Origin of the sequence: Bradyrhizobium sp. B117 (assembly GCF_038969555.1) — a bacterium.
Lineage (GTDB): Bacteria > Pseudomonadota > Alphaproteobacteria > Rhizobiales > Xanthobacteraceae > Bradyrhizobium.
In genome coordinates this window covers 7,667,920-7,688,227 of the sequence record NZ_CP152414.1, presented here as the reverse complement: position 1 = coordinate 7,688,227, position 20,308 = coordinate 7,667,920, and the positions used below count along the sequence as shown (strand labels likewise).

General features: G+C 65.8%; 18 protein-coding genes. 5 read left to right on the top strand and 13 right to left on the bottom strand.

Features of this window, described 5'->3' with window-relative positions; all coding sequences use genetic code 11:
• Positions 1 to 247 precede the first annotated feature (247 nt).
• The 5 genes from AAFG16_RS37255 to AAFG16_RS37235 all read right to left on the bottom strand — a co-directional run bounded on the left by AAFG16_RS37255 (position 248) and on the right by AAFG16_RS37235 (position 3,495).
• The gene (locus AAFG16_RS37255) at positions 248 to 994 is read right to left on the bottom strand and encodes an HAD family hydrolase (protein ID WP_342733377.1); all 747 of its coding nucleotides are present in this window, start codon (positions 992 to 994) and stop codon (positions 248 to 250) included.
• A complete protein-coding gene (hemF, locus tag AAFG16_RS37250; protein WP_342733375.1) occupies positions 985 to 1,872 on the bottom strand; it encodes an oxygen-dependent coproporphyrinogen oxidase in 888 nt (295 codons plus the stop codon). The genes AAFG16_RS37255 and hemF overlap by 10 nt, the downstream gene beginning before the upstream one ends.
• Positions 1,873 to 2,001: 129 nt before the next feature.
• Positions 2,002 to 2,367 (bottom strand): 6-carboxytetrahydropterin synthase, encoded by a 366-nt coding sequence (locus AAFG16_RS37245; RefSeq protein WP_027558127.1) that lies wholly within the window; start codon positions 2,365 to 2,367, stop codon positions 2,002 to 2,004.
• 17 nt (positions 2,368 to 2,384) lie between these two features.
• Positions 2,385 to 3,017, bottom strand: coding sequence for a 7-carboxy-7-deazaguanine synthase (gene queE / locus AAFG16_RS37240; protein ID WP_283081309.1), 633 nt, complete (start codon positions 3,015 to 3,017; stop codon positions 2,385 to 2,387).
• Positions 3,018 to 3,036: 19 nt separating this feature from the next.
• A complete protein-coding gene (locus AAFG16_RS37235) occupies positions 3,037 to 3,495 on the bottom strand; it encodes a tRNA (cytidine(34)-2'-O)-methyltransferase (protein ID WP_342733372.1) in 459 nt (152 codons plus the stop codon).
• A 280-nt stretch (positions 3,496 to 3,775) separates the two neighbouring features.
• On the opposite strand from AAFG16_RS37235, the gene petA reads away from it, so the two are divergent.
• The 5 genes from petA to AAFG16_RS37210 all read left to right on the top strand — a co-directional run bounded on the left by petA (position 3,776) and on the right by AAFG16_RS37210 (position 10,536).
• Entirely contained in the window at positions 3,776 to 4,306 is a 531-nt protein-coding gene (gene petA, locus AAFG16_RS37230) for a ubiquinol-cytochrome c reductase iron-sulfur subunit (protein WP_342733370.1), read from the top strand.
• A gap of 62 nt (positions 4,307 to 4,368) precedes the next feature.
• A complete protein-coding gene (fbcH, locus tag AAFG16_RS37225) occupies positions 4,369 to 6,432 on the top strand; it encodes a cytochrome b/c1 (protein WP_283081306.1) in 2,064 nt (687 codons plus the stop codon).
• Positions 6,433 to 6,644: 212 nt separating this feature from the next.
• Positions 6,645 to 7,319 carry a dienelactone hydrolase family protein gene (locus tag AAFG16_RS37220; RefSeq protein WP_095426928.1) on the top strand — a complete coding sequence of 225 codons (675 nt, stop codon included), beginning with the start codon at positions 6,645 to 6,647 and terminating at the stop codon, positions 7,317 to 7,319.
• Positions 7,320 to 7,711: 392 nt separating this feature from the next.
• Complete coding sequence (locus tag AAFG16_RS37215; RefSeq protein WP_342733367.1) at positions 7,712 to 9,877, top strand: anthranilate synthase component I; 2,166 nt, start codon at positions 7,712 to 7,714, stop codon at positions 9,875 to 9,877.
• A gap of 119 nt (positions 9,878 to 9,996) precedes the next feature.
• Positions 9,997 to 10,536, top strand: coding sequence for an adenine phosphoribosyltransferase (locus AAFG16_RS37210; protein ID WP_018323310.1), 540 nt, complete (start codon positions 9,997 to 9,999; stop codon positions 10,534 to 10,536).
• Positions 10,537 to 10,562: 26 nt separating this feature from the next.
• Here the strand turns inward: AAFG16_RS37210 and AAFG16_RS37205 are convergent, their stop codons facing one another.
• The 8 genes from AAFG16_RS37205 to AAFG16_RS37170 form a co-directional block, all read right to left on the bottom strand.
• The gene (locus AAFG16_RS37205; RefSeq protein ID WP_342733355.1) at positions 10,563 to 11,231 is read right to left on the bottom strand and encodes a hypothetical protein; all 669 of its coding nucleotides are present in this window, start codon (positions 11,229 to 11,231) and stop codon (positions 10,563 to 10,565) included.
• A gap of 62 nt (positions 11,232 to 11,293) precedes the next feature.
• Positions 11,294 to 12,046, bottom strand: coding sequence for a hypothetical protein (locus AAFG16_RS37200; protein WP_027558136.1), 753 nt, complete (start codon positions 12,044 to 12,046; stop codon positions 11,294 to 11,296).
• Between the two features lie 200 nt (positions 12,047 to 12,246).
• The gene (locus AAFG16_RS37195) at positions 12,247 to 13,452 is read right to left on the bottom strand and encodes a M48 family metallopeptidase (protein ID WP_342733352.1); all 1,206 of its coding nucleotides are present in this window, start codon (positions 13,450 to 13,452) and stop codon (positions 12,247 to 12,249) included.
• A 32-nt stretch (positions 13,453 to 13,484) separates the two neighbouring features.
• Complete coding sequence (locus AAFG16_RS37190) at positions 13,485 to 14,045, bottom strand: LemA family protein (protein ID WP_027558138.1); 561 nt, start codon at positions 14,043 to 14,045, stop codon at positions 13,485 to 13,487.
• A 141-nt stretch (positions 14,046 to 14,186) separates the two neighbouring features.
• Positions 14,187 to 15,167, bottom strand: a complete 981-nt coding sequence (locus AAFG16_RS37185) for a small ribosomal subunit Rsm22 family protein (RefSeq protein WP_342733350.1) — start codon at positions 15,165 to 15,167, stop codon at positions 14,187 to 14,189.
• 150 nt (positions 15,168 to 15,317) lie between these two features.
• Positions 15,318 to 18,782, bottom strand: coding sequence for a chromosome segregation protein SMC (smc, locus tag AAFG16_RS37180; RefSeq protein WP_342733348.1), 3,465 nt, complete (start codon positions 18,780 to 18,782; stop codon positions 15,318 to 15,320).
• A gap of 217 nt (positions 18,783 to 18,999) precedes the next feature.
• Entirely contained in the window at positions 19,000 to 19,656 is a 657-nt protein-coding gene (locus tag AAFG16_RS37175) for a DsbA family protein (RefSeq protein WP_283081299.1), read from the bottom strand.
• Between the two features lie 137 nt (positions 19,657 to 19,793).
• Positions 19,794 to 20,291, bottom strand: a complete 498-nt coding sequence (locus tag AAFG16_RS37170) for a DciA family protein (protein WP_342733345.1) — start codon at positions 20,289 to 20,291, stop codon at positions 19,794 to 19,796.
• Between the last annotated feature and the right edge of the window lie 17 nt (positions 20,292 to 20,308).

Genomic DNA, 20,308 nt, shown 5'->3' with positions numbered 1-20,308 from the left:
TGCGAACTGTGAGGCAATTCACTTCAAGTGGGGCAGGGAAGCTGTCGGATGTCGGGAGGCGGTGGCGCGATGGGAGCGCGGATGATGCGGGCCGGCCTGGCCATCGCAGACATCGCTACGGTGACATGATGCCCCTGTTTTGCCCGACGTGTCAACGACTGTTCGGAAAATCAGTAAGCCTTTGAATTTGCAGCGCCCGTCTACTGTGCATGGGGTTGTTTTCGATTTCTTTGGTCTCGTGCCCCGATCACCGCCGGTCCGGCACGAGCTCCGTCAGCGAGCGGATGATGCGGTCGGGCCTGACGGTCGAGCCTGCGGGCAGGCCGTCGCCATGCACGTCGATCCAGATCGCATAGATGCCGAGCCGCTGCGGCGTCACGACTTCCCATTCCAGATTGTCGCCGATCATCCAGGTGTCCTTCGCGCTGACGCCGAGCGCTTCCATCGCGTGCAGATAGGCACGCTCCTCGGGCTTGCCGAAACCGTGCTCGCCTTCGATCTGGATGTGGTGGAAGCGGTGCGCGAGCTCGAAGCGCTCGACCTTGGCGCGCTGGGTATCGGCGGCACCGTTGGTCACCAGCGCGAGCTTGACGCCGAGCGCCTTCAATTGGTCGATCGCCTCATGCGCGCCGGGGAAGACGAACATCTCCTCCTCGCGATAGGCGGTGAAGCGGTCGGCGATGCGGATGGCGAGATCGTCGGGGAGGGTGCGGTGGCCGGCGGCGGCGAGCGCGGCGAAGCCGCCCTTGACGGTGATGTGCCGCGCCTCGCCAAGCTTGAGCCGCCATGAGGCGTCCGCATTGGCCCAGAAGCTTCGCGCGAAGGCCAGCACCGCGGTTGCGACCTCCCGCGGCGGCAGCGGCGCGAGCTCTGCGGCGAATTCATGGGCGATGGTGTTCCAGGCGATCTCGGGCCGGCCATAGGCCGACAGGATGGTGTCGTCCATGTCGATCAGCATCGCGCGCGGCAGCGGCCTCAAGGCGCTCATGGCCATTTCACCTCCGGTGGCAGCGACGACAGGATGGAGTCCACATTGCCGCCGGTCTTGAGCCCGAAGATGGTGCCGCGGTCGTAGAGCAGGTTGAACTCGACATAGCGGCCGCGCCGGACCAGTTGCTCCTCGCGATCAACCGCCGTCCAGCTCGTCGCGAAATTGCGCCTGACGATCTCAGGGTAGATCTTCAGGAAGGTGCGGCCGACATCCTGGGTGAAGGCGAGGTCGGCGTCCCAGTCGCCGCTGTCGTGCCAGTCGTAGAAGATGCCGCCGATGCCGCGCGCCTCTTTCCGGTGCGGCAGGTAGAAATACTCGTCGCACCATTTCTTGTACTTGTCGTAGTCGGCAACGCCGTTCGGCTGGTCGCACGCCTCCTTCATCGCGGCATGGAAGGCGAGCGTGTCCGCGTCGTCCTGCGTGCGCCGGCGATCCAGCACGGGCGTCAGATCGGCCCCGCCGCCGAACCAGGCCTTGGTGGTGACGACGAAGCGCGTGTTCATGTGCACGGCCGGCACATGCGGATTGCGCATATGCGCGATCAGCGAGATGCCGGAGGCCCAGAATTTCGGGTCGTCCGCCGCGCCCGGGATCTGCGCGCGAAACTCGGGCGCGAATTCGCCGTGCACGGTCGAGCAATGCACGCCAACCTTCTCGAACAGGCGCCCATGCAACATCGACATCACGCCGCCGCCGCCGGCCGCGCCAGAGTGGTCGGTGCGCTGCCAGGGCGTGCGCGCGAAGCGGCCGGCTTCGCCCGGATAGAGGCTTTGCGGCGCCTCGTCCTCGAGGCGCTCGAAGCTTGCGCAGATGTCATCGCGCAAGGCTTCGAACCAGGCGCGGGCGCGGCTCTTGCGGTCTTCGATTGTCGATGCGTCCATATTCAATTCCCGAACAAACCTGCCGTAGGGTGGGCAAAGGCGCCCTTGCGCCGTGCCCACCATCTTTCACCGTCGTCTTGATTGGTGGGCACGCTCCGCTTTGCCCACCCTGCGAGACCGAGATCGTGACTATTCCTGCGGACCGTAATAGGTGCAGCTCTCGTTGCAACTGTCGCGGTGGATGCTGACGCGGGTCAGCTTGCCGATATGCGCCAGCCGCTCCCAGACGAAGCGCGAGAGGTTTTCCAGCGTCGGCGTGCCCAGCGCCTCGATCTTGTTGAGGTACTTGTGGTCGAGCGTCAGCCGGACGTCCTCGATGGCGCGCTGGACAAGGCCGAGATCGACCACCATGCCGGTCTTGGGATCGGGCGTGCCGCGCAGCGTCACCTCGGCGCGGAAGGAGTGGCCATGGATCTCCTCGCTCGCCGCGCCGAACGTCGTGCCCGATAGTGAATGCGCCGCCTCGAAGCGGAACGATTTCGTCAATTCCCACATCTGTCCGAAAACCAATCCTATCTGATGCCGAGCGACTTATGCGTCTGCACGCTCAGCCGCCATTGCGGATGGCGCAGGCAATAGTCGATCGCGCGCGCGGTGTTCTCCGTGACCTCCGGGCCGTCCATCGGCTGGAGCGAGAAGCGCTCGAAGGCGAGGCTCTCGAAGGTCTCGGGGGCGGCGAGGGCTTGCGGATAGACCAGCTTCAGCTCATGGCCGCGCGTCTGCACGAGCTCGCTGCCGCCCTTGGGGCTGACGCAGATCCAGTCGAGGCCGTCAGGCGCTGCAATCGTGCCGTTGGTCTCGACGCCGATCTCGAAGCCGCGCGCATGGAGCGCATCGATCAGGTCGGCATCGACCTGGAGCAGCGGCTCGCCGCCGGTCAGCACCACGTAGCGGTTGCCCGCGCTCGCGGTCCACTGCGCGGCGATGGTGTCGGCGAGGTCCGCGGCGGAAGCGTAACGGCCGCCGAGCGTGCCGTCGGTGCCGACGAAATCCGTGTCACAGAACTTGCACACGGCGTCCGTGCGGTCAGCCTCGCGGCCGCTCCAGAGGTTGCAGCCGGCAAAACGGCAGAACACCGACGCGCGCCCGGCATGGGCGCCTTCGCCTTGCAGGGTCAGGAAGATCTCCTTGACCGCGTAACTCACGCTTCTCTCCTCAATGGTCTCAAACTTGCGGGTTCCGGAGTTGCCGCAGCGCCTCGCCTGCGGCCATCGCCGCGGTCATGGCGACATTGAGCGACCGCAGGCCCGGATTGATCGGGATCACCAGCCGCGCGTCCGCGGCCTCGACCACCGCGTCGGTGACCCCGGCGCTCTCGCGTCCGAATAGCAGGATGTCCGCCGTCTGGTAACGGAAATCGCGGTAGTCGGTGGCACCCTTGGTGGTGAACAGCAGCAGGCGGTAGCCCTGTGCCGCGCGCCACTCCTCGAACGTCAGCCAGGAGCTGTGTCTGACGATGCTGACATGGTCAAGATAATCCATTCCCGCCCGGCGGAAATGCCGGTCGGAGATCGGGAACCCTGCCGGCTCGATGATGTGGGCGGCCAGCCCGAAGCAGGCGCAGAGCCTGAGAATCGTGCCGGTGTTCTGAGGGATGTCGGGTTGGAAAAGCGCTATCTGCATGGCTTGGCGTCGGGTTGGGCCGGGACCGAATTGTCTCAATAAAACATCGCTGGCACGGGAATTCGTGCATTGCACGCTCCCGCGCCGTTAGCGGGCTTGCGCTCGCCCGGCAAGGGTGCCAATAGAACGATTCTGGACTGCTGTTTTCGCCCTTGTTTTGGTGGGGACAAGTGAAAGTTCTGCCGCCGCGGGGGGCCGCGGGCGCCGGCAGGCTGTTCTGGGGACCTTGGGGGCTCCCGGAGCGGTTCCGCCGGCAGCATAAGAAGAAAGGGTTGGAATCGTGACGACAGCGTCTTCGGCGGACCATCCGACACGCCGTGATTTCTTATTCGTTGCAACGGGGGCAGCTGCAGCAGTAGGGGGCGCAGCCGCGCTCTGGCCCTTCATCTCCCAAATGAATCCCGATGCGTCGACCATCGCCGCCGGTGCGCCGATCGAGGTCGATCTCAGCCCGGTCGCCGAGGGCCAGGACATCAAGGTGTTCTGGCGCGGCAAGCCGATCTACATCAGCCACCGCACCAAGAAGCAGATCGAAGAGGCGCGCGCCGTCAACGTGGCGAGCCTGCCCGATCCGCAGACCGACGAGGCCCGCGTCAAGCCCGGCCATGAGCAGTGGCTGGTCGTGATCGGAATCTGCACCCATCTCGGCTGCATCCCGATCGCCCATGAGGGCAATTACGACGGGTTCTTCTGCCCCTGCCATGGTTCGCAGTACGACTCGTCCGGCCGCATCCGCCAGGGGCCCGCGCCCGCGAACCTGGCCGTGCCGCCGTACCAGTTCGTTTCCGACACCAAAATCCAGATCGGCTGAGCTTCGGACCTGCGTCCGAAGCTTCGCGCCGTCTCGTCGTTATATTTCCTCAGGATCGCATCATGAGCGGACCATCCGACTACCAGCCGAGCAATCCGGCCCTGCAATGGATCGAGCGGCGCCTGCCGATCCTCGGCCTCATGCACTCTTCCTTCGTCGTCTATCCCACCCCGCGCAATCTGAACTACTGGTGGACCTTCGGCGCCATCCTCTCCTTCATGCTCGGGATGCAAATCCTCACCGGCGTGATCCTGGCGATGCATTACACGCCGCACGCCGATCTCGCCTTCAAGTCGGTCGAGCTGATCGTCCGTGACGTCAATTACGGCTGGCTGCTGCGCAACATGCACGCCTGCGGCGCGTCGATGTTCTTCTTCGCGGTTTATGTCCACATGCTGCGCGGCCTCTATTACGGCTCCTACAAGGAGCCGCGCGAGGTGCTGTGGATCCTCGGCGTCATCATCTACCTCCTGATGATGGCGACGGGCTTCATGGGCTACGTGCTGCCGTGGGGCCAGATGAGCTTCTGGGGCGCCACCGTCATCACCAATTTGTTCTCCGCCATTCCCTATGTCGGCGAGAGCATCGTGACGCTGCTGTGGGGCGGCTATTCGGTCGGCAACCCGACGCTGAACCGCTTCTTCTCGCTGCACTATCTCTTGCCGTTCCTGATCGCGGGCGTCGTCGTGCTGCACGTCTGGGCGCTGCATGTCGCCGGACAGAACAATCCCGACGGCGTCGAGCCGAAGACGGAAAAGGACACGGTGCCGTTCACGCCGCACGCGACCATCAAGGACATGTTCGGCGTGTCCTGCTTCCTGCTGCTCTATGCCTGGTTCATCTTCTACATGCCGAACTATCTCGGCGACGCCGACAACTACATCCCGGCGAATCCGGGCGTGACGCCGCCGCACATCGTGCCGGAATGGTATTACCTGCCGTTCTACGCGATCCTGCGCTCGATCCCGAACAAGCTCGCGGGTGTCATCGCGATGTTCTCGGCGATCATCATCCTGTGCTTCCTGCCCTGGCTGGACAGCGCGAGGACGCGGTCGTCGAAGTACCGTCCGCTGGCCAAGCAGTTCTTCTGGATCTTCGTCGCGGTCTGCATCCTGCTCGGCTATCTCGGCGCGCAGCCGCCGGAAGGCATCTACGTGGTTGCCGGCCGGGTCCTGACGGTGTGCTATTTTGCCTATTTCCTGATCGTGCTGCCGCTGCTCTCGCGCATCGAGACGCCGCGGCCGGTGCCGAACTCGATCTCGGAAGCGATCCTCGCCAAGGGCAGCAAGGCGGTGGCCTCCGTCGCGGTCGCGTTGGTCGCCGCCGGTGCGCTGTTCCTCGGCAGCCTTGGTGATGCCCGGGCCAGCGAAGGCAGCGACAGGCCGCCCGGCAACAAATGGTCGTTCTCAGGTCCGTTCGGCAAGTTCGACCGCGGTGCGCTCCAGCGCGGCCTGAAGGTCTACAAGGAGGTCTGCGCCAACTGCCACGGCCTGTCCTTCATCGCCTTCCGCAATCTGGGCGAGCCCGGTGGCCCCGGCTATTCCCTGGCCCAGGTGGCGGCCTTCGCCTCCGACTACAAGATCAAGGATGGTCCGAACGACGCGGGCGACATGTTCGAGCGCCCAGGCCGGGCAGCCGACTACTTCCCCTCGCCGTTCCCGAACGAGCAGGCCGCCCGTGCGGCCAACGGCGGCGCGGCGCCGCCCGACCTGTCGCTGATCACCAAGGCGCGTTCCTATGGCCGCGGCTTCCCCTGGTTCATCTTCGACTTCTTCACCCAGTACCAGGAGCAGGGCCCGGACTACGTCGCAGCGGTGCTCCAGGGCTTTGAGGAGAAGGTGCCGGAGGGCGTCACGATCCCGGAGGGCTCCTACTACAACAGGTACTTCCCGGGCCACGCCATCAAGATGCCGAAGCCGCTCAGCGACGGCCAGGTGACCTATGACGACGGCTCGCCGACCACGGTCGCGCAATATTCCAAGGACGTCACCACGTTCCTGATGTGGACCGCGGAGCCGCATATGGAAGCGCGCAAGCGCCTCGGTTTCCAGGTGTTCGTGTTCCTGATCATCTTCGCGCTGCTGATGTACTTCACCAAGAAGAAGGTCTGGGCCGACTCCCACTGAGCGGCGCGCGACGAGAATGAAGAAGCCCCCGCAAGGGGGCTTTTTTGTTGTGCGGTCATTCCGGGGCGCGCGATAGCGCGAACCCGGAATCTCGAGATTCCGGGTTCGGTGCTGCGCACCGCCCCGGAATGACGAGAGTGTGGATTGCTTCACACGTCCTCACCCGCCACAATGACCGCCAACCGCTCCCCAGAAACTCACCGGAGGACACCATGGGAACCGCCATCACCTTCAAGCGCCCGGATGGCAAGGACGCCTCGGGCTATCTCGCCAATGCCGCGCGCGGCAATGCGCCGGGCGTGGTCGTGATCCAGGAATGGTGGGGCCTGTCGGACCAGATCAAGGGCCTGTGCGATCGCTTTGCGCTCGCCGGCTTCGATGCGCTGGCGCCCGATCTCTACAAGGGCAAGGTGGTGCCGTATCACGACACGGATTCTGCCAACAAGGAGATGAACTCGCTCGATTTCATGGACGCCACCACGCAGACCGTGCGCGGCGCCGCGCAGTACCTGTCGCGCAACGGCGCCAAGGTCGGCTTGACAGGCTTCTGTCTCGGCGGCGCCGTCACCATCATCGGCTCGGTGCATGTGCCCGAGCTCGCCGCCGGCGTCGTGTTCTACGGCATCCCGCCGGAGCAGGCCGCCAAGCCCGCCGACGTCAAGATCCCGCTGCAGGCGCATTTCGCCAACAAGGACGATTGGTGCACCCCGGAGCTGGTGGGCGGCTTCGAGAAAGCCATGAAGGCCGCCGGCAAGTCGCTCGAGCTGTTCCGCTATGACGCCGAACACGCCTTCGTCAACGAGCAGCGCCAGGCCGTTCACGACCGCGAAGCCGCCGAGCTCGCCTGGGGCAGGGCGACGGAGTTTTTCCGGAAGCATCTGGGGTAGCGGCGTGGAGGATAAATCGGAAGCCGATGCGCGTTCGGAGCGCGAGGTCTTCAAGGTCCCTGAGGCGCATCGGGCGGCCGTTCTCGAAGGCCTCCGCGAGGCGGATCGAGGCGAGTTCGCTACCGATGCAGAGATGGCCGCGCTTTGGACGCGGTGTGGCCTCTAACCTGTAGCCCGCCCTTGACGCCGCCCCCGGGCCATGGTGAGTATCCGCCCCATGAGCACCGCCGTCCGCCCAGCCCGTCTTTGGTGGCGCACCTCCTAAAGAGGTGGCCGGTGCGATTTTCCTTTCCCAAATCGTCTGAGGTCGCCAACGCAGTGCGGCGGCCTTATCGTTTGTCCTGTGTGGCGTTCCCTCGGCAAGTCTCGTAAGAGGACCCCAAGAGGATCACATGAACAGGACAGTCTTTGCCCTTCCGGCCCGAAGTGACTACGTGACCCGCGGCGGTCTTGCGATCACGCGCGTGGCCGAGCAGTTCACCGGCGGCGCCAACCGGCTCGACGATCTCGTCAACCTGCTCGATCGCCGCCGCGGCGTGGTGCTATCCTCGGGCACGACCGTGCCCGGCCGTTACGAGAGTTTTGACCTCGGCTTCTCCGATCCGCCGCTCAAGCTCGAGACATCAGGCGTCAATTTCAAGCTGGAAGCGCTGAACGAGCGCGGCCAGGTGCTGATCGCCTTCCTCGCCGACGTGCTGCGCGAGCCTTGCGTGGTGGTCTCCGAGAAGGCGGCGACGCGCCTTGCCGGTCACATCATCCGCGGCGATGCGCCGGTCGAGGAGGACCAGCGCACCCGGCGCGCCAGCGTGATGTCGCTGGTGCGCGACATCGTCGCCGCCTTCTCCGCCAATGAGGACGGGCTGCTCGGCCTGTTCGGCGCCTTCGCCTACGACCTCGTGTTCCAGATCGAGGACCTCGTGCAGAAGCGCCCGCGCGAGGCCGACCAGCGCGACATCGTGCTCTATGTGCCCGATCGCCTGCTGGCCTACGACCGCGCTACCGGCCGCGGCGTGGTCCTGAGTTATGACTTCGCCTGGAAGGGCAAATCCACCGAGGGCCTGCCGCGCGAAACCGCGGTGAGCCCATATCTCAAGACGCCGCGCCAGGGCTTTGCCGATCACGCGCCCGGCGAATATCAGGCGACCGTCGAGACCGCGCGCGCGGCCTTCGCCCGTGGCGATCTGTTCGAGGCCGTGCCCGGCCAGCTGTTCGCCGAACCGTGCGAGCGCTCGCCGGCCGAAGTGTTCCAGCGGCTCTGCGTCATCAACCCGTCGCCCTATGGCGCGCTGATGAACCTCGGCGAGGGCGAATTCCTCGTCTCGGCGTCGCCGGAGATGTTCGTGCGCTCCGACGGACGCCGCGTCGAGACCTGCCCGATCTCGGGCACGATCGCGCGCGGCACCGACGCGATCGGCGACGCCGAGCAGATCCGCCAGCTGCTGAACTCGGAGAAGGACGAGTTCGAGCTCAACATGTGCACCGACGTCGACCGCAACGACAAGGCACGCGTCTGCGTCCCCGGCACCATCAAGGTGCTGGCGCGCCGGCAGATCGAGACCTATTCGAAGCTCTTCCACACCGTCGACCACGTCGAGGGCATGCTGCGCCCCGGCTTCGACGCACTCGATGCCTTCCTCACCCATGCCTGGGCCGTCACCGTAACAGGCGCGCCAAAGCTGTGGGCGATGCAGTTCGTCGAGGATCACGAGCGCTCGCCGCGGCGCTGGTATGCCGGCGCCATCGGCGCGGTGAATTTCGACGGCAGCATCAATACCGGCCTCACCATCCGCACCATTCGCATGAAGGACGGTTTGGCCGAAGTGCGCGTCGGCGCCACCTGCCTGTTCGATTCAGACCCCGCCGCGGAAGACCGCGAGTGCCAGGTCAAGGCTGCCGCGCTGTTCCAGGCGCTGCGCGGCGATCCACCAAAGCCGCTCTCGACTTTTGCGCCCGATGCGACCGGCTCGGGCAAGCAGGTGCTGCTGATCGACCACGACGACAGTTTTGTGCACATGCTCGCCGATTATTTCCGCCAGGTCGGCGCCGAGGTCACCGTGGTCCGCTATGTGCATGCGCTCGACATGCTCAAGCGGAAGAGGTGGGATTTGCTGGTGCTGTCGCCCGGCCCGGGGCGCCCTGAGGATTTCGGGATCAGGAAGACGATCGATGCGGCGCTGGAGAAGAAGCTGCCGGTGTTCGGCGTCTGCCTCGGCGTGCAGGCGATCGGCGAATATTTCGGCGGCGAGCTCGGCCAGCTCACCCATCCCGCCCACGGCCGGCCCTCGCGGGTGCAGGTGCGCGGCGGGCGGCTGATGCGCAATCTGCCGAACGAGATCGTGATCGGCCGCTATCACTCGCTGTTCGTCGAGCGCGACAGCATGCCGGAGGTGTTGTCCGTTACCGCCAGCACTGAGGACGGCGTCGCCATGGCGCTGGAGCACAAGACCCTCCCGGTCGCCGGCGTGCAATTCCACCCGGAATCGCTGATGTCGCTCGGCAACGAGGTGGGCTTGAAGATCGTCGAGAATGCGTTCCGGCTGGATGCCGGGACGAATTGAGTGAGGGCCGTCATTGCGAGGAGCGAAGCGACGAAGCAATCCAGACTGCTGCCGCGGAGAAGAACTGGATTGCTTCGCTTCGCTCGCAATGACGGTGGAGAAGCCAGAGCGAGATAACCATGACATTTGACCACGATATCAAGGCAAGCGTCCGGACCATCCCCGACTATCCCAAGCCGGGGATCATGTTCCGCGACATCACGACCCTGCTCGCGGATGCGCGCGCCTTCCGCCGGGCGGTGGACGAGCTCGTCAATCCCTGGGCCGGCAACAAGATCGACAAGGTCGCCGGCATGGAGGCGCGCGGCTTCATCATCGGCGGCGCGGTGGCGCACCAGCTCTCGGCCGGCTTCGTGCCGATCCGGAAAAAAGGCAAGCTGCCGCACACCACCGTGCGTATCGCCTATTCGCTCGAATACGGCATCGACGAGATGGAGATGCATGTCGACGCGATCCAGCCCGGTGAGCGCGTGATCCTGGTCGACGACCTCATCGCCACCGGCGGCACCGCCGAGGGCGCGGTGAAGCTGCTGCGCCAGATCGGCGCCAACGTCGTCGCCGCCTGCTTCATCATCGACCTGCCCGAGCTCGGCGGCGCCGCCAAGCTGCGCGCGATGGACGTGCCGGTGCGCACGCTGATGACGTTCGAGGGGCACTGAGCAGATATCGCCCGGGTAATTCCAGGCTACGACCGTTGCAGGATCAGGTTGAGCTCGAGCTCGCGGAAGGCGAGGTAGTTCCGCCGGGTCCACTGGTGCAGCTCGGTTGAGGAGTCCTTCTCCTGGCGCAGATAGCCGGTGAAGGAGAAGTTGAGCCGGTCGATATAGGTCTTGAGGAAGCCCGGCAGGGCGGGCAGGCGGAACAACCGGCCGCCTTCCATCGCGACGGGCAGCTCGCCGCGCACGACATATTCGTTGTCCACGGTGATCAGGCTCATTCGCGGAATTTGCTGACGCAGCATCTCGTGGGCACGGGCCGAGACGCGGTCGGTGTCGGCCATGAACAGGATCTGGGGCGCGACACGGCGGCGCGCCGCTTCCTTGAGCAGGCCGATCTCCTCGGTCATCTTGAAGAACTCGTCGAAGGCGTGGAAGCCGAGGTCGATCACCTTGGCAAGGCCATCATCGACGATGACGCGGTCCATCAGCTGCATCTTGCCGTAGGTGTCGATCACGTCGGCGGTCTCCGTGATCTTCGGCAGGTAGTCCAGCAGCGACGGCTCCTTCAGATTGACGTCGAAGGCCGCGACATTGCCGTTCTTGAGCAGTAGGAATTCGCTCAGCAGCCGCGCCAGCAGGGTCTTGCCGACCTGCGGGCGGGGCGAGCAGATAATGTAGACGGGCGTGGCAGACATTGCGGCATATTATTTGAGCGATCTTGTCGCCCAATCCAGCCGTATCAGCCCTGCTTGCGCAACTATTTTTCGCTGTTGCGGGTCACCGGCTTCGAACCGACGATGTCGGTCAGCCGGATCCGGTCGAACTCGCTCCAGACATTGGCCAGCCAGTGCCGGACATAGCCGCGCAGCACGAACGAATAGTTCGCGGCCTCGTCGCTGATGCCTTTGTTGGCGACGAATTTCAGGAACGGGACGGAGGACACCTCGACCTGCTCATAGGCCATCTCGTTGAGCTTGGGGATAGTCAGCTCGGTGGCGTCCTTGATGCGGTGGAAGTAGGAATTATAGGTCGCCTGGTCCCACTGGAAGAACTGGGTGTCGTTGATGAAGTTCTTGACCAGGAAATATTTTGCGCCAGTCATGAAGCCGGCGGTCTCGGCGATCTCCTCCAGCGAGGCGATCGAGGGGCCGAGGATATGGAACACCGCGAAGGTGATCTGGCCGGCCTTGGCGGCGTCGAGGAAGCCGATGTCGCGCAGCGAAGCCAGTGCAGGCGAGAGCAGGCCGGCGCGGACGTCGATGACGGTGACCGACGGGCTGACCGCGTTGAGCGTGTCAAAAATCTTCATCTGGTCGGCCGTCGTCGTCATGTCGACGATCTCGGTGATATCAGGGTGGAAGCGCTTCAGGGTTCCGCGCGGCGACTCCGTGTCGAAGGCACGCGTCGGCACGTTGTTGGCCGAGAAATAATCGAGCAGGGTGCGCGATACCGTGGTCTTGCCGACCCCGCCCTTGTCCGCGCCCACCACAACCACTGCCGGCTTTGCCATTGCTGTCCCCTAACGCGCGCCCCCGATCGCGAGGTCGCAATCGGCCGGGCCCCAAATCGATGTCCCAAAAGACGTCCCAAGTCTGCTGTTGGGCGCGAACATGGCAGAAACAAGGGAGAATTCAAATCCTCGGCACGCTGATGCAGCTATGCGCGGGGTTTTTCCTGATCGTTGCGTAACAGCCGCATGCGGTGCCTAGTTCAATGGCGGCCCCAGGGACCCATGGGATTGCCAGCCGCGGTTCCGGAGGGGCTGGGCGTGGGGACCGGCGGCGGACTGGCCGGACCAGCTGCATCGCCCCACGGTCCCTGCGACAGCGGCGGCGGGGTGGTCTGCGAGTCAGCCTGCGCCTCGGGCTGATCCGTCGCTTCAGTCGGGTCGGGCAGAGGGCCGGGATCGTGGCCGCCGGCAAACTTGACCAGCGCATCGACCCGGGACTGCACGGAAGGGTGGGTCGCGAACAAATCGGCAAAGCCCTCGCGCGGATTGTCGACGCAGAGCTCCATGACCGCCGAGGTCGCGCCCGGCAGTTCGCCGCGGCCCTCGATCTTGCGCAGCGCCGAGATCATGGCATCGGGGTCTTTGGTCAGCTCGACCGAGCCGGCGTCGGCGAGAAATTCGCGCGAGCGCGACAGCGCCAGCTTCACCACCTGCGACATCAGCCAGGCCACCACGATCAGCACGACCGCGATGATGATGACGATCACCGCGCCGCCGCCGGAGCTCTTGCTGTCGCTCGACGAGGAGGACGAGCGCGATGACGAGGAGGAGCCCGACGACCACGAGCCGCCGGAGCTCCAGCTGAAATTCGTGAACAGGCGGAAGAACAATTCGCCGAAGAAGCCGACCACGCCGGCGATGATGACGGCCACCACCATCAGCTGCACGTCGCCGTTCTTGATGTGGGTCAGCTCGTGGCCCAGCACCGCCTCGATCTCCTTGTCGTTCAGCGCATCGAGGAGGCCTGTGGTGACGGTGACCGAATATTGCCGCGGGTTGAGGCCGGTCGCGAACGCGTTCAGCGCCGGGCTTTCCATGATCTTCAGCTTCGGCATGGTGATGCCGCGCGAGATGCAGAGGTTTTCGAGCAGGTTGTAGAGCCGCGGCTCCTCCTGCCGGGTGACGTCGTGGCCGCCAGTCACCGCGTCGATCATCGACTGGTGGAAGAAATAGGCGATCAGAACCCAGGCCACTGTGACGACCGTCGCAATGGGCGCGGCGACGATCAGATCATGGAAGGCGTGGCTCAGGTAGAAGGCGACGGTCCGGTTGCTGTCGCTGAGAACCTCGGCAACCAGCGCGCCGGCGTAGACCAGCACATAGACCAGCGCGAACAGGCCGGCGAGCAGCAGCATCGAACGAAACTTGTTCGAGGCGATGTGCGTGTAGAGACCATACGCGGCCATGACGCGTTGCCCTGCCGGCCTATCGGCTCAAATCAGAACTTCACCTGAGGCGTGGCCTCGACCTCGGTGCGGCTGGCGCCAAGATCGAAGAAGTCCTTCCTGGTGAAGCCGAACATGCCGGCGAACAGCGCGGCGGGCATCTGCTGGATGCCGGTGTTGTATTCCTGGACCGCGTTGTTGAAGAAGCGGCGGCTCGCCGCGATCTTGTTCTCGAGGTCGGAGAGCTCGGATGCGAGCTGCTGGAAATTGGCGTTGGCCTTGAGGTCGGGATAGGCCTCCGACAGCGCGATCAGGCGGCCGAGCGCGCCGGAGAGCTGGTTCTCGGCGGCGGACACCTGCGCCGGGCCCTGCGCCGACATCGCCGAATTGCGCGCCTTGATGACGTCGTCGAGCGTGCCGCGCTCGTGCGAGGCATAGCCCTTCACGGTCTCGACCAGGTTCGGGATCAGGTCGTGACGCTGCTTGAGCTGCACGTCGATATCGGCAAAGGCCTGGCCGACCCGCTGGCCCAGCGCCACCAGGCGGTTGTAGGCGCTGAACGCCAGGAACACGAGGACGACGATGACGCCGAGAACGATCCAGCCGGTCGACATGGAGGACTCCTGAAGGGGAATTGAGGCGGGCGCTAGGGTAGACCAAATTGGCGCAGGACGAGAGCCCCCGGCGCACAGGGGAAGGTAAGACTTGGTCGAACCAGGAACCATTCAAGTTCAAGGGCAAAGCCCTGAATGAGGTTAACTTTCGGCAACAACAGCATCGCCCCAGCGCCAGCGCCGGGCACCTGCATAGGCCGCCTTGTCGCGGCGGGGCACCTTCGCGAGGTCGACGCCGCCCTCGGTGCAGAGCTTGGCCGCGATCTCGGCCTTGCCGACATCGGGCGGTGCCAGCACGCGTGACGCACGCGTTGCCGGCGGCGTACGGGTCAGGGCGACGTAGATGAAGCGCTCATCTTCGAACGGCACTTCGGCGCCCTTGATCTGCCGGTGCGCCTGCGAGCGCGGCAGGCGCTGGCTGAAATGGCACCAGTCGGGCGCGGTGAGCGGGCAGGGTTTTTCGTGCGGGCAGGGCGCAACGACGTACGCCCCAGCCGCGATCAACTGCTGGCGCAGTGCGAGGATACGGGCGGTGCCGGCGGGCGTGCCGGGCTCGATCACCACCAGCGCGTGGCGCGCCTTGGCCCACATCGCTTCCGTCAGCTTGCGCTGGTCGCCTTCATTGAGCTCGCCGATGATGTAGCTGGCGATGACGAGATCGGCTTGCGAGACTTCAGTGAGGTTGCCGCCGGCATCGCCCGGCAGATAGCGGCACTCTGAAAGCCGCGAGCTGTCGCGCGCCAGTTCGAGCGCGAGCCGGCTCAAGGTGGCGTTGGCGTCGAGCAGGGTGAAATCCTGCAGCGATGGAAACGCCTCCGCAGCGGCCCAGCTCGCAGTGCCCGGGCCTGCGCCGACGTCGAGCAGCGTCTCCGGGGCGAGGTCAGGCGCGCTCTCGGTCAGCGCGTTCAGGCTCGCGGCCACGGCCGCGTAGGTCGCCGGCATGCGCGCCAGCGCGTAAGCCAGCGCATCAGCCTCCGACTTGATCGTGCCGGAGCCGCCGCCGGCGCGATAGGAGGTGGAGATTTTCTGCGAGCGCTGGGCGGCGTCGGTCCGGGAGAAGCCCTGCAGCTTGCCGTCGAGGGCGGCTTTCAGTTCGGCGGGGAGGGTGGGGGTGATCATCATCCGCAGTCATGCCCCGCGAAGGCGGGGCATCCAGTACTCCGAGACAGTGCCGCCAACCGAGAAGCCGCGGCGTACTGGATCATCCGCTCCAGTGCGCAATTTGCGCACAAGGCGGATGATGACGTCAATGGGTGTGGCGCGGCCGCAGCGTCACGCCACGTTCTGGTCGAGAATGTCCACGGCCTCGGCGAGGCTCACCGACACCAGTTGCGACACGCCGCGCTCGGCCATAGTGACGCCGAACAGGCGGTTCATCCGCGCCATGGTGATCGGATTGTGCGTGATGATGATGAAGCGCGTGTCGGTCGAGCCGGTCATCTCGTGCAAGAGGTTGCAGTAGCGTTCGACGTTGTGGTCGTCGAGCGGCGCGTCGACTTCGTCCAGCACGCAGATCGGCGAGGGGTTGGTCAAGAACACCGCGAAGATCAGCGCCATCGCGGTCAGCGCCTGCTCGCCACCCGACAGCAGCGACAGCGTCTGCGGCTTCTTGCCCGGCGGCTTTGCGATGATCTCGAGACCGGCTTCCAGCGGGTCGTCGCTCTCAATCAGATGCAGCGCAGCCTCGCCGCCGCCGAACAGCTCGACGAACAGGCGCTTGAAGTGGTTGTTGACGACCTCGAAGGAGGTCAGGAGGCGCTCGCGCGCTTCCTTGTTGAGGCTCTGGATGCCCTGGCGCAGCCGCTTGATGGCTTCGACGAGGTCGTCGCGCTCGGTGACGAGACCGGTGTGCTGGGTCTCGACCTCGCGCAGCTCTTCCTCGGCGCGCAAATTGACTGCGCCGAGGCGCTCGCGGTCGCGGCGCATCTTTTCGAGGTCTTCCTCGATGTCGTGCAGCGGCGGCAGCTCCGCGCCGGGCTCGATCTCGGCAAGGCCGGCAACCGCCTGCGGCTCGACCTCGAGCATGTCGCGGATCTCGCGCTCGATGTCCTCGAGCCGGCGCCGCGCGCCTTCCATGCGTTCCTCGGCGCGGGCGGTGGCCTCGCGCGAGCTGGAGAGCGCTTCGAGCGTCAGCTTGGCGACGCGGTCGGTCTCGGCCATCGCGGTCTCGGCGGTCGCGAGCGCGTCTGCGGCCATGCGGCGGTCGTTCTCGGCGTATTCGATCTCGGTGATCAGCGCGCTGCGCTTCTCGGCGAACACGGCGGGCGCGTTCTCGAGCTCGCTGCGCTCGATCGTGAGCTCGGCAATACGGGCCTGGATGGTGTCGATGTGGGAGGCCGCGCTCTCCTTGCGGTTCTGCCACTCGGTGCGCTCGGCGAGGATCGCCTGCACGCGACGGTCGGCGAGCTCGGCCTCGCGCGCCAGCGCCTGCGCCTCGGCGCGGACCTGCGCGGCCATGCGGCGATGGGCCTCGATGTCGCTGCGGACGGCGGCGAGGCGGGTCTCGGTGTCCTCGCTCGACGGCAGCTCGGAGATGCCGGCGGCGGCGTATTCATGCGCGGCCTCGGCCTCGGCGCGGTCGGCGGCGAGACGGCTGTGCGCTTCCGACAGCGTCGCCTTGCGGGCGGCGTGGCGGCTGATCTCGCGCTCGGCAGTGGCGTGGCGCTCGCGCGCGGCGTTGAGCTCGCGCTGCGCGGCGCGCCAGGCTTCACGCGAAGCACCTTCGGTGCTCGCGGCCATTTGCAGCTCGGACTCGGCATTCTCCAGCGCCTGACGCTTGATCTGCGCGTCGATGCGGGCCTGCTCCAGCTCGTTCTCGATGTCGACGAGACGGGCGCGCTCGGCAAGACGCCGCGCCGCACCAGTCGGGGCGTGGGCTGCGGCGACGAAACCGTCCCAGCGCCAGACGTCGCCCTCGGGCGAGACCAGCCGTTGGCCGGTCTTGAGCTGCGACACCAGCTCGGCGCCGCGCTCGCGCGGCACCACGCCGATCTGCGCGAGGCGGCGGGCCAGCTCGGCCGGCGCTTGAACGTGGTTGGCAAGCGACACGACGCCCTCGGGCAGCTCCGGATCGCCCTCGGTGACGCCGGCATTGGTCCAGCGCATCGGCGCCGACGGGTCGACCGGCGCGTCGAGATCGTCGCCGAGCGCGGCGCCGATCGCCTTTTCAAAACCCTTGTCGACGGTGATGCCGTCGATGATCGGCGGCCACAGATTCTTGGTCTCGCCGTTGACGATCTTGGAGATCGTGCGCGCCTCGGTCTCGAGGCGCTGCACGCGCTTGTCGGCTTCGTTCAGCGGCGAGCGCGAGGATTCCAGCGTCTGGCGCGCGGCGACGTGCGCGGCTTCGCTCGCCTGCGCCGCAGCTTCGGAAGCTGCCAGCGTCTGCTCCGCGGTCTCGACCAGAGCGGTCAGCTCGTCGAGATCGCCGAAGCCGCCGGTCTCCTGCGCGAGCTTCTGCTCTTCCGCGGTGACGTTCGCGATCTCCTGGTCGAGCCGGGCGAGCTTGTCGCGGTGGGTGCGGACATTGGCTTCCAGTTGATTGCGCTTGGCGGTGAGGTCGGCGAGCGCGGTGGTCAGCTCGGCGAATTGCTGCTCGGTCTCGGTCAGCACCGCCTCGGCCTCGGCGACGCGCTCGTCGACACCGGAACGCTTCTCGACGCGCGACTTGATCTCTTCCTTCAGCTCGGCGTCCTCGGTGTCGAGCCGCTGCAGCGCGACGTCGGCGTCCATGGTTTGTTGTTGAGCACGGGAAATGTCGCCTTCGAACTGCGCAAGGCGGCGCTCGAGCTCGGCGACGCGCTCCTTGGCGCGCTCCTCTTCGCGGTCGAGCAGCTCGCGGGCATTGGTCAGGCGCTGCAGGCCGGCTGCGGCGCGCGCTTCGGCATCGCGCAGCGCCGGCATTTCGGCGGCGCGGATCGCCTGGATGCGGGCGGCCTCGGCCTGGTGCTGGGTGCGCTCGGCCATCTCGCGCACGGCGAGATCGTGGGTCTGGCCGGATTCGTTGACGTCGGCATGGGCGCCGATCCAGCGCAAATGGAACAGCGTGGCCTCGGCCTTGCGGACCTTGGCGGCGACCTCGCGGTAGCGCACGGCCTGGCGCGCCTGCTTCTTCAGGCCTTCCATCTGGCCGGAGAGCTGGCCGATCACGTCCTCGACGCGGGTGAGGTTGGTTTCGGCGGCCTTCAGCCGCAGCTCGGCTTCGTGGCGGCGGGCGTGCAGGCCGGCGACGCCGGCGGCGTCTTCCAGCACGCGGCGGCGCTGCTCGGGCTTGGCCTGAATGATCTCGCCGATCTTGCCCTGGTGGACGAGGGCGGGCGAACGCGCGCCGGTGGCGGCATCCGCAAACAGGATCTGCACGTCGCGGGCGCGCACATCGCGGCCGTTGATGCGATAGACCGAGCCGGCCTCGCGCTCGATGCGGCGGGAGATTTCGAGCAGCTGGCTGTCGTTCATCGCCGCCGGCGCGGTGCGATCGGCATTGTCGATCGTCATCGTCACTTCGGCGTGGTTGCGCGCCGGACGGTTGCCGGAGCCGGCGAAGATCACCGCGTCCATGTCGGCGGCGCGTAGGCTCTTGTACGAGGTCTCGCCCATCGCCCAGCGCAGCGCTTCGACGAGATTCGACTTGCCGCAACCGTTGGGGCCGACCACGCCGGTCAGGCCGGGCTCGATGACGAAGTCCGTGGGCTCAACGAAGGACTTGAAGCCGTGAAGGCGCAGGCGGGTGATTTTCATAAGCACGCATCTCTGTTGGCAGGCGCGAATCCCCCTGCCGGGACAATACCATGGAAGGCAATGTCGCTATCCGGGCGAGTCGCGCGAGGCGCCTCATGCGGCTGGACAATGGCCGCGGTGCGCCGCGAGGGCAACCGGCGAAAGCCGCTTTTCCCAAGGGATTTATGACGGGAATGATACGGCTTTCGAGATGCGAATCAGGATCTTGACGAGCGAATCAGCTCTTGAGCAGCGGGTTGATCTTCTTGGCGAACTCCTCGAACGAGGCCTCGCCCTTGATCTTCTCGCCATTGATGAAGAAGGTCGGCGTCGAATCCACCTTCAAGATGTCGCTGGCATATTTCTGGTCGGCGGCGATCTTGTCGAGCAGCGCCTGGTCCTTCAGGCAGGCTTCGACCTGCTGCTGGGTGAGGCCGGCCTGCTTGCCGATCCGCGTCAGGGTCTCGGTGGTGTTCTTCATCACCCAGTCGCTCTGCTGGCGGAACAGCATGTCGGTGACCGCGAAGTATTTCGTCGCGTCGCCATTGGCGATGCAGCGCGACAGCATCGAGCCGGCGGCGGCTTTGATGTCGAGCGGGAACTCGCGGAAGATGTAGCGGATCTTGCCGGTGTCGATGTATTCCGACTTGATCTTGGGGAACACCTGCTCGTTGAAGGCCGCGCAATGCGGGCATGTCATCGAGGCGAATTCGGTGATGGTGACGGGGGCGTCCTTCGGGCCGAGCGCCATGTCGGGCAGCGACACCGGCTTCGCCACATCAGCGGCCGACTGCGCCATAGCCTCGCTGATGAACCGCAGCGGCGAGAGCCCGGCGACCGCGGCGAGCCCGGTCAGCGACAGCATCGTGGTGAAGGCGCGGCGGGTGATGATCAAGGTAGGCTCCCGAATTGGATGGTCTGCCCCAAGGTCCTTATCAAAGTTCCCGTTGGGCGGCCTGTCGCTAGCTTGAAACGTCGTTTGAGGCAATGGCGAGGGACACGGACAGGTCCAGATTGGCCGCAAAATGAGGCTCAATTTCGCTTGATGGCGGCCCCGAGCCGCGCCAGCGCCGTCTTCAAATCTTCATCTTCGATGGCCCCCAGGCTCTCCGCCACCTTGGCGACGCTCTTGGGGTCCGGCGGACCCGGGCGCTTCCGGACGCGGGGCCGCGACAGGGGGGCCTGGCGGAAGGCCAGCTTGCCGACCGCGCTCCAGCCGAAGAAGCGGTTGACCCGCTCCAGAATGATGTCGGCGGAGTGCTGGATCTCCAGCGCCATCGGCCCCTCGACCCGCAGCACCAGCGTCGCCGGCTCCTGCGGCTGCCCCTCGACCGGCCGCGGCCATTGCATCTTGAGCGGCTCGGCATGCGCCGCGATCTCCGGCCCCGCTATCTGTGCCCACCGCGTCACCAGCTCGCGCGCCGCAAAGCCCTGCTTGGCATAGGCCTCGGCAAAGACGTCGTTGAGCAGGATCGACAGCGGCTTTGCGCTGATGGGGCCGGGTTTGAAGATGGGGCCGGATTTGGACATGGGCGCTTTATAGCACT

Excerpts from the sequence above, each read along its gene's own strand:
- AAFG16_RS37255 (WP_342733377.1), bottom strand. The coding sequence starts at position 994 with ATGGCCATGAGCGCCTTGAGGCCGCTGCCGCGCGCGATGCTGATCGAC.
- hemF (WP_342733375.1), bottom strand. The coding sequence starts at position 1,872 with ATGGACGCATCGACAATCGAAGACCGCAAGAGCCGCGCCCGCGCCTGG.
- AAFG16_RS37245 (WP_027558127.1), bottom strand. The coding sequence starts at position 2,367 with ATGTGGGAATTGACGAAATCGTTCCGCTTCGAGGCGGCGCATTCACTA.
- AAFG16_RS37235 (WP_342733372.1), bottom strand. The coding sequence starts at position 3,495 with ATGCAGATAGCGCTTTTCCAACCCGACATCCCTCAGAACACCGGCACG.
- fbcH (WP_283081306.1), top strand. The coding sequence starts at position 4,369 with ATGAGCGGACCATCCGACTACCAGCCGAGCAATCCGGCCCTGCAATGG.
- AAFG16_RS37220 (WP_095426928.1), top strand. The coding sequence starts at position 6,645 with ATGGGAACCGCCATCACCTTCAAGCGCCCGGATGGCAAGGACGCCTCG.
- AAFG16_RS37215 (WP_342733367.1), top strand. The coding sequence starts at position 7,712 with ATGAACAGGACAGTCTTTGCCCTTCCGGCCCGAAGTGACTACGTGACC.
- AAFG16_RS37210 (WP_018323310.1), top strand. The coding sequence starts at position 9,997 with ATGACATTTGACCACGATATCAAGGCAAGCGTCCGGACCATCCCCGAC.
- AAFG16_RS37205 (WP_342733355.1), bottom strand. The coding sequence starts at position 11,231 with ATGTCTGCCACGCCCGTCTACATTATCTGCTCGCCCCGCCCGCAGGTC.
- AAFG16_RS37200 (WP_027558136.1), bottom strand. The coding sequence starts at position 12,046 with ATGGCAAAGCCGGCAGTGGTTGTGGTGGGCGCGGACAAGGGCGGGGTC.
- AAFG16_RS37195 (WP_342733352.1), bottom strand. The coding sequence starts at position 13,452 with ATGGCCGCGTATGGTCTCTACACGCACATCGCCTCGAACAAGTTTCGT.
- AAFG16_RS37190 (WP_027558138.1), bottom strand. The coding sequence starts at position 14,045 with ATGTCGACCGGCTGGATCGTTCTCGGCGTCATCGTCGTCCTCGTGTTC.
- AAFG16_RS37185 (WP_342733350.1), bottom strand. The coding sequence starts at position 15,167 with ATGATGATCACCCCCACCCTCCCCGCCGAACTGAAAGCCGCCCTCGAC.
- smc (WP_342733348.1), bottom strand. The coding sequence starts at position 18,782 with ATGAAAATCACCCGCCTGCGCCTTCACGGCTTCAAGTCCTTCGTTGAG.
- AAFG16_RS37170 (WP_342733345.1), bottom strand. The coding sequence starts at position 20,291 with ATGTCCAAATCCGGCCCCATCTTCAAACCCGGCCCCATCAGCGCAAAG.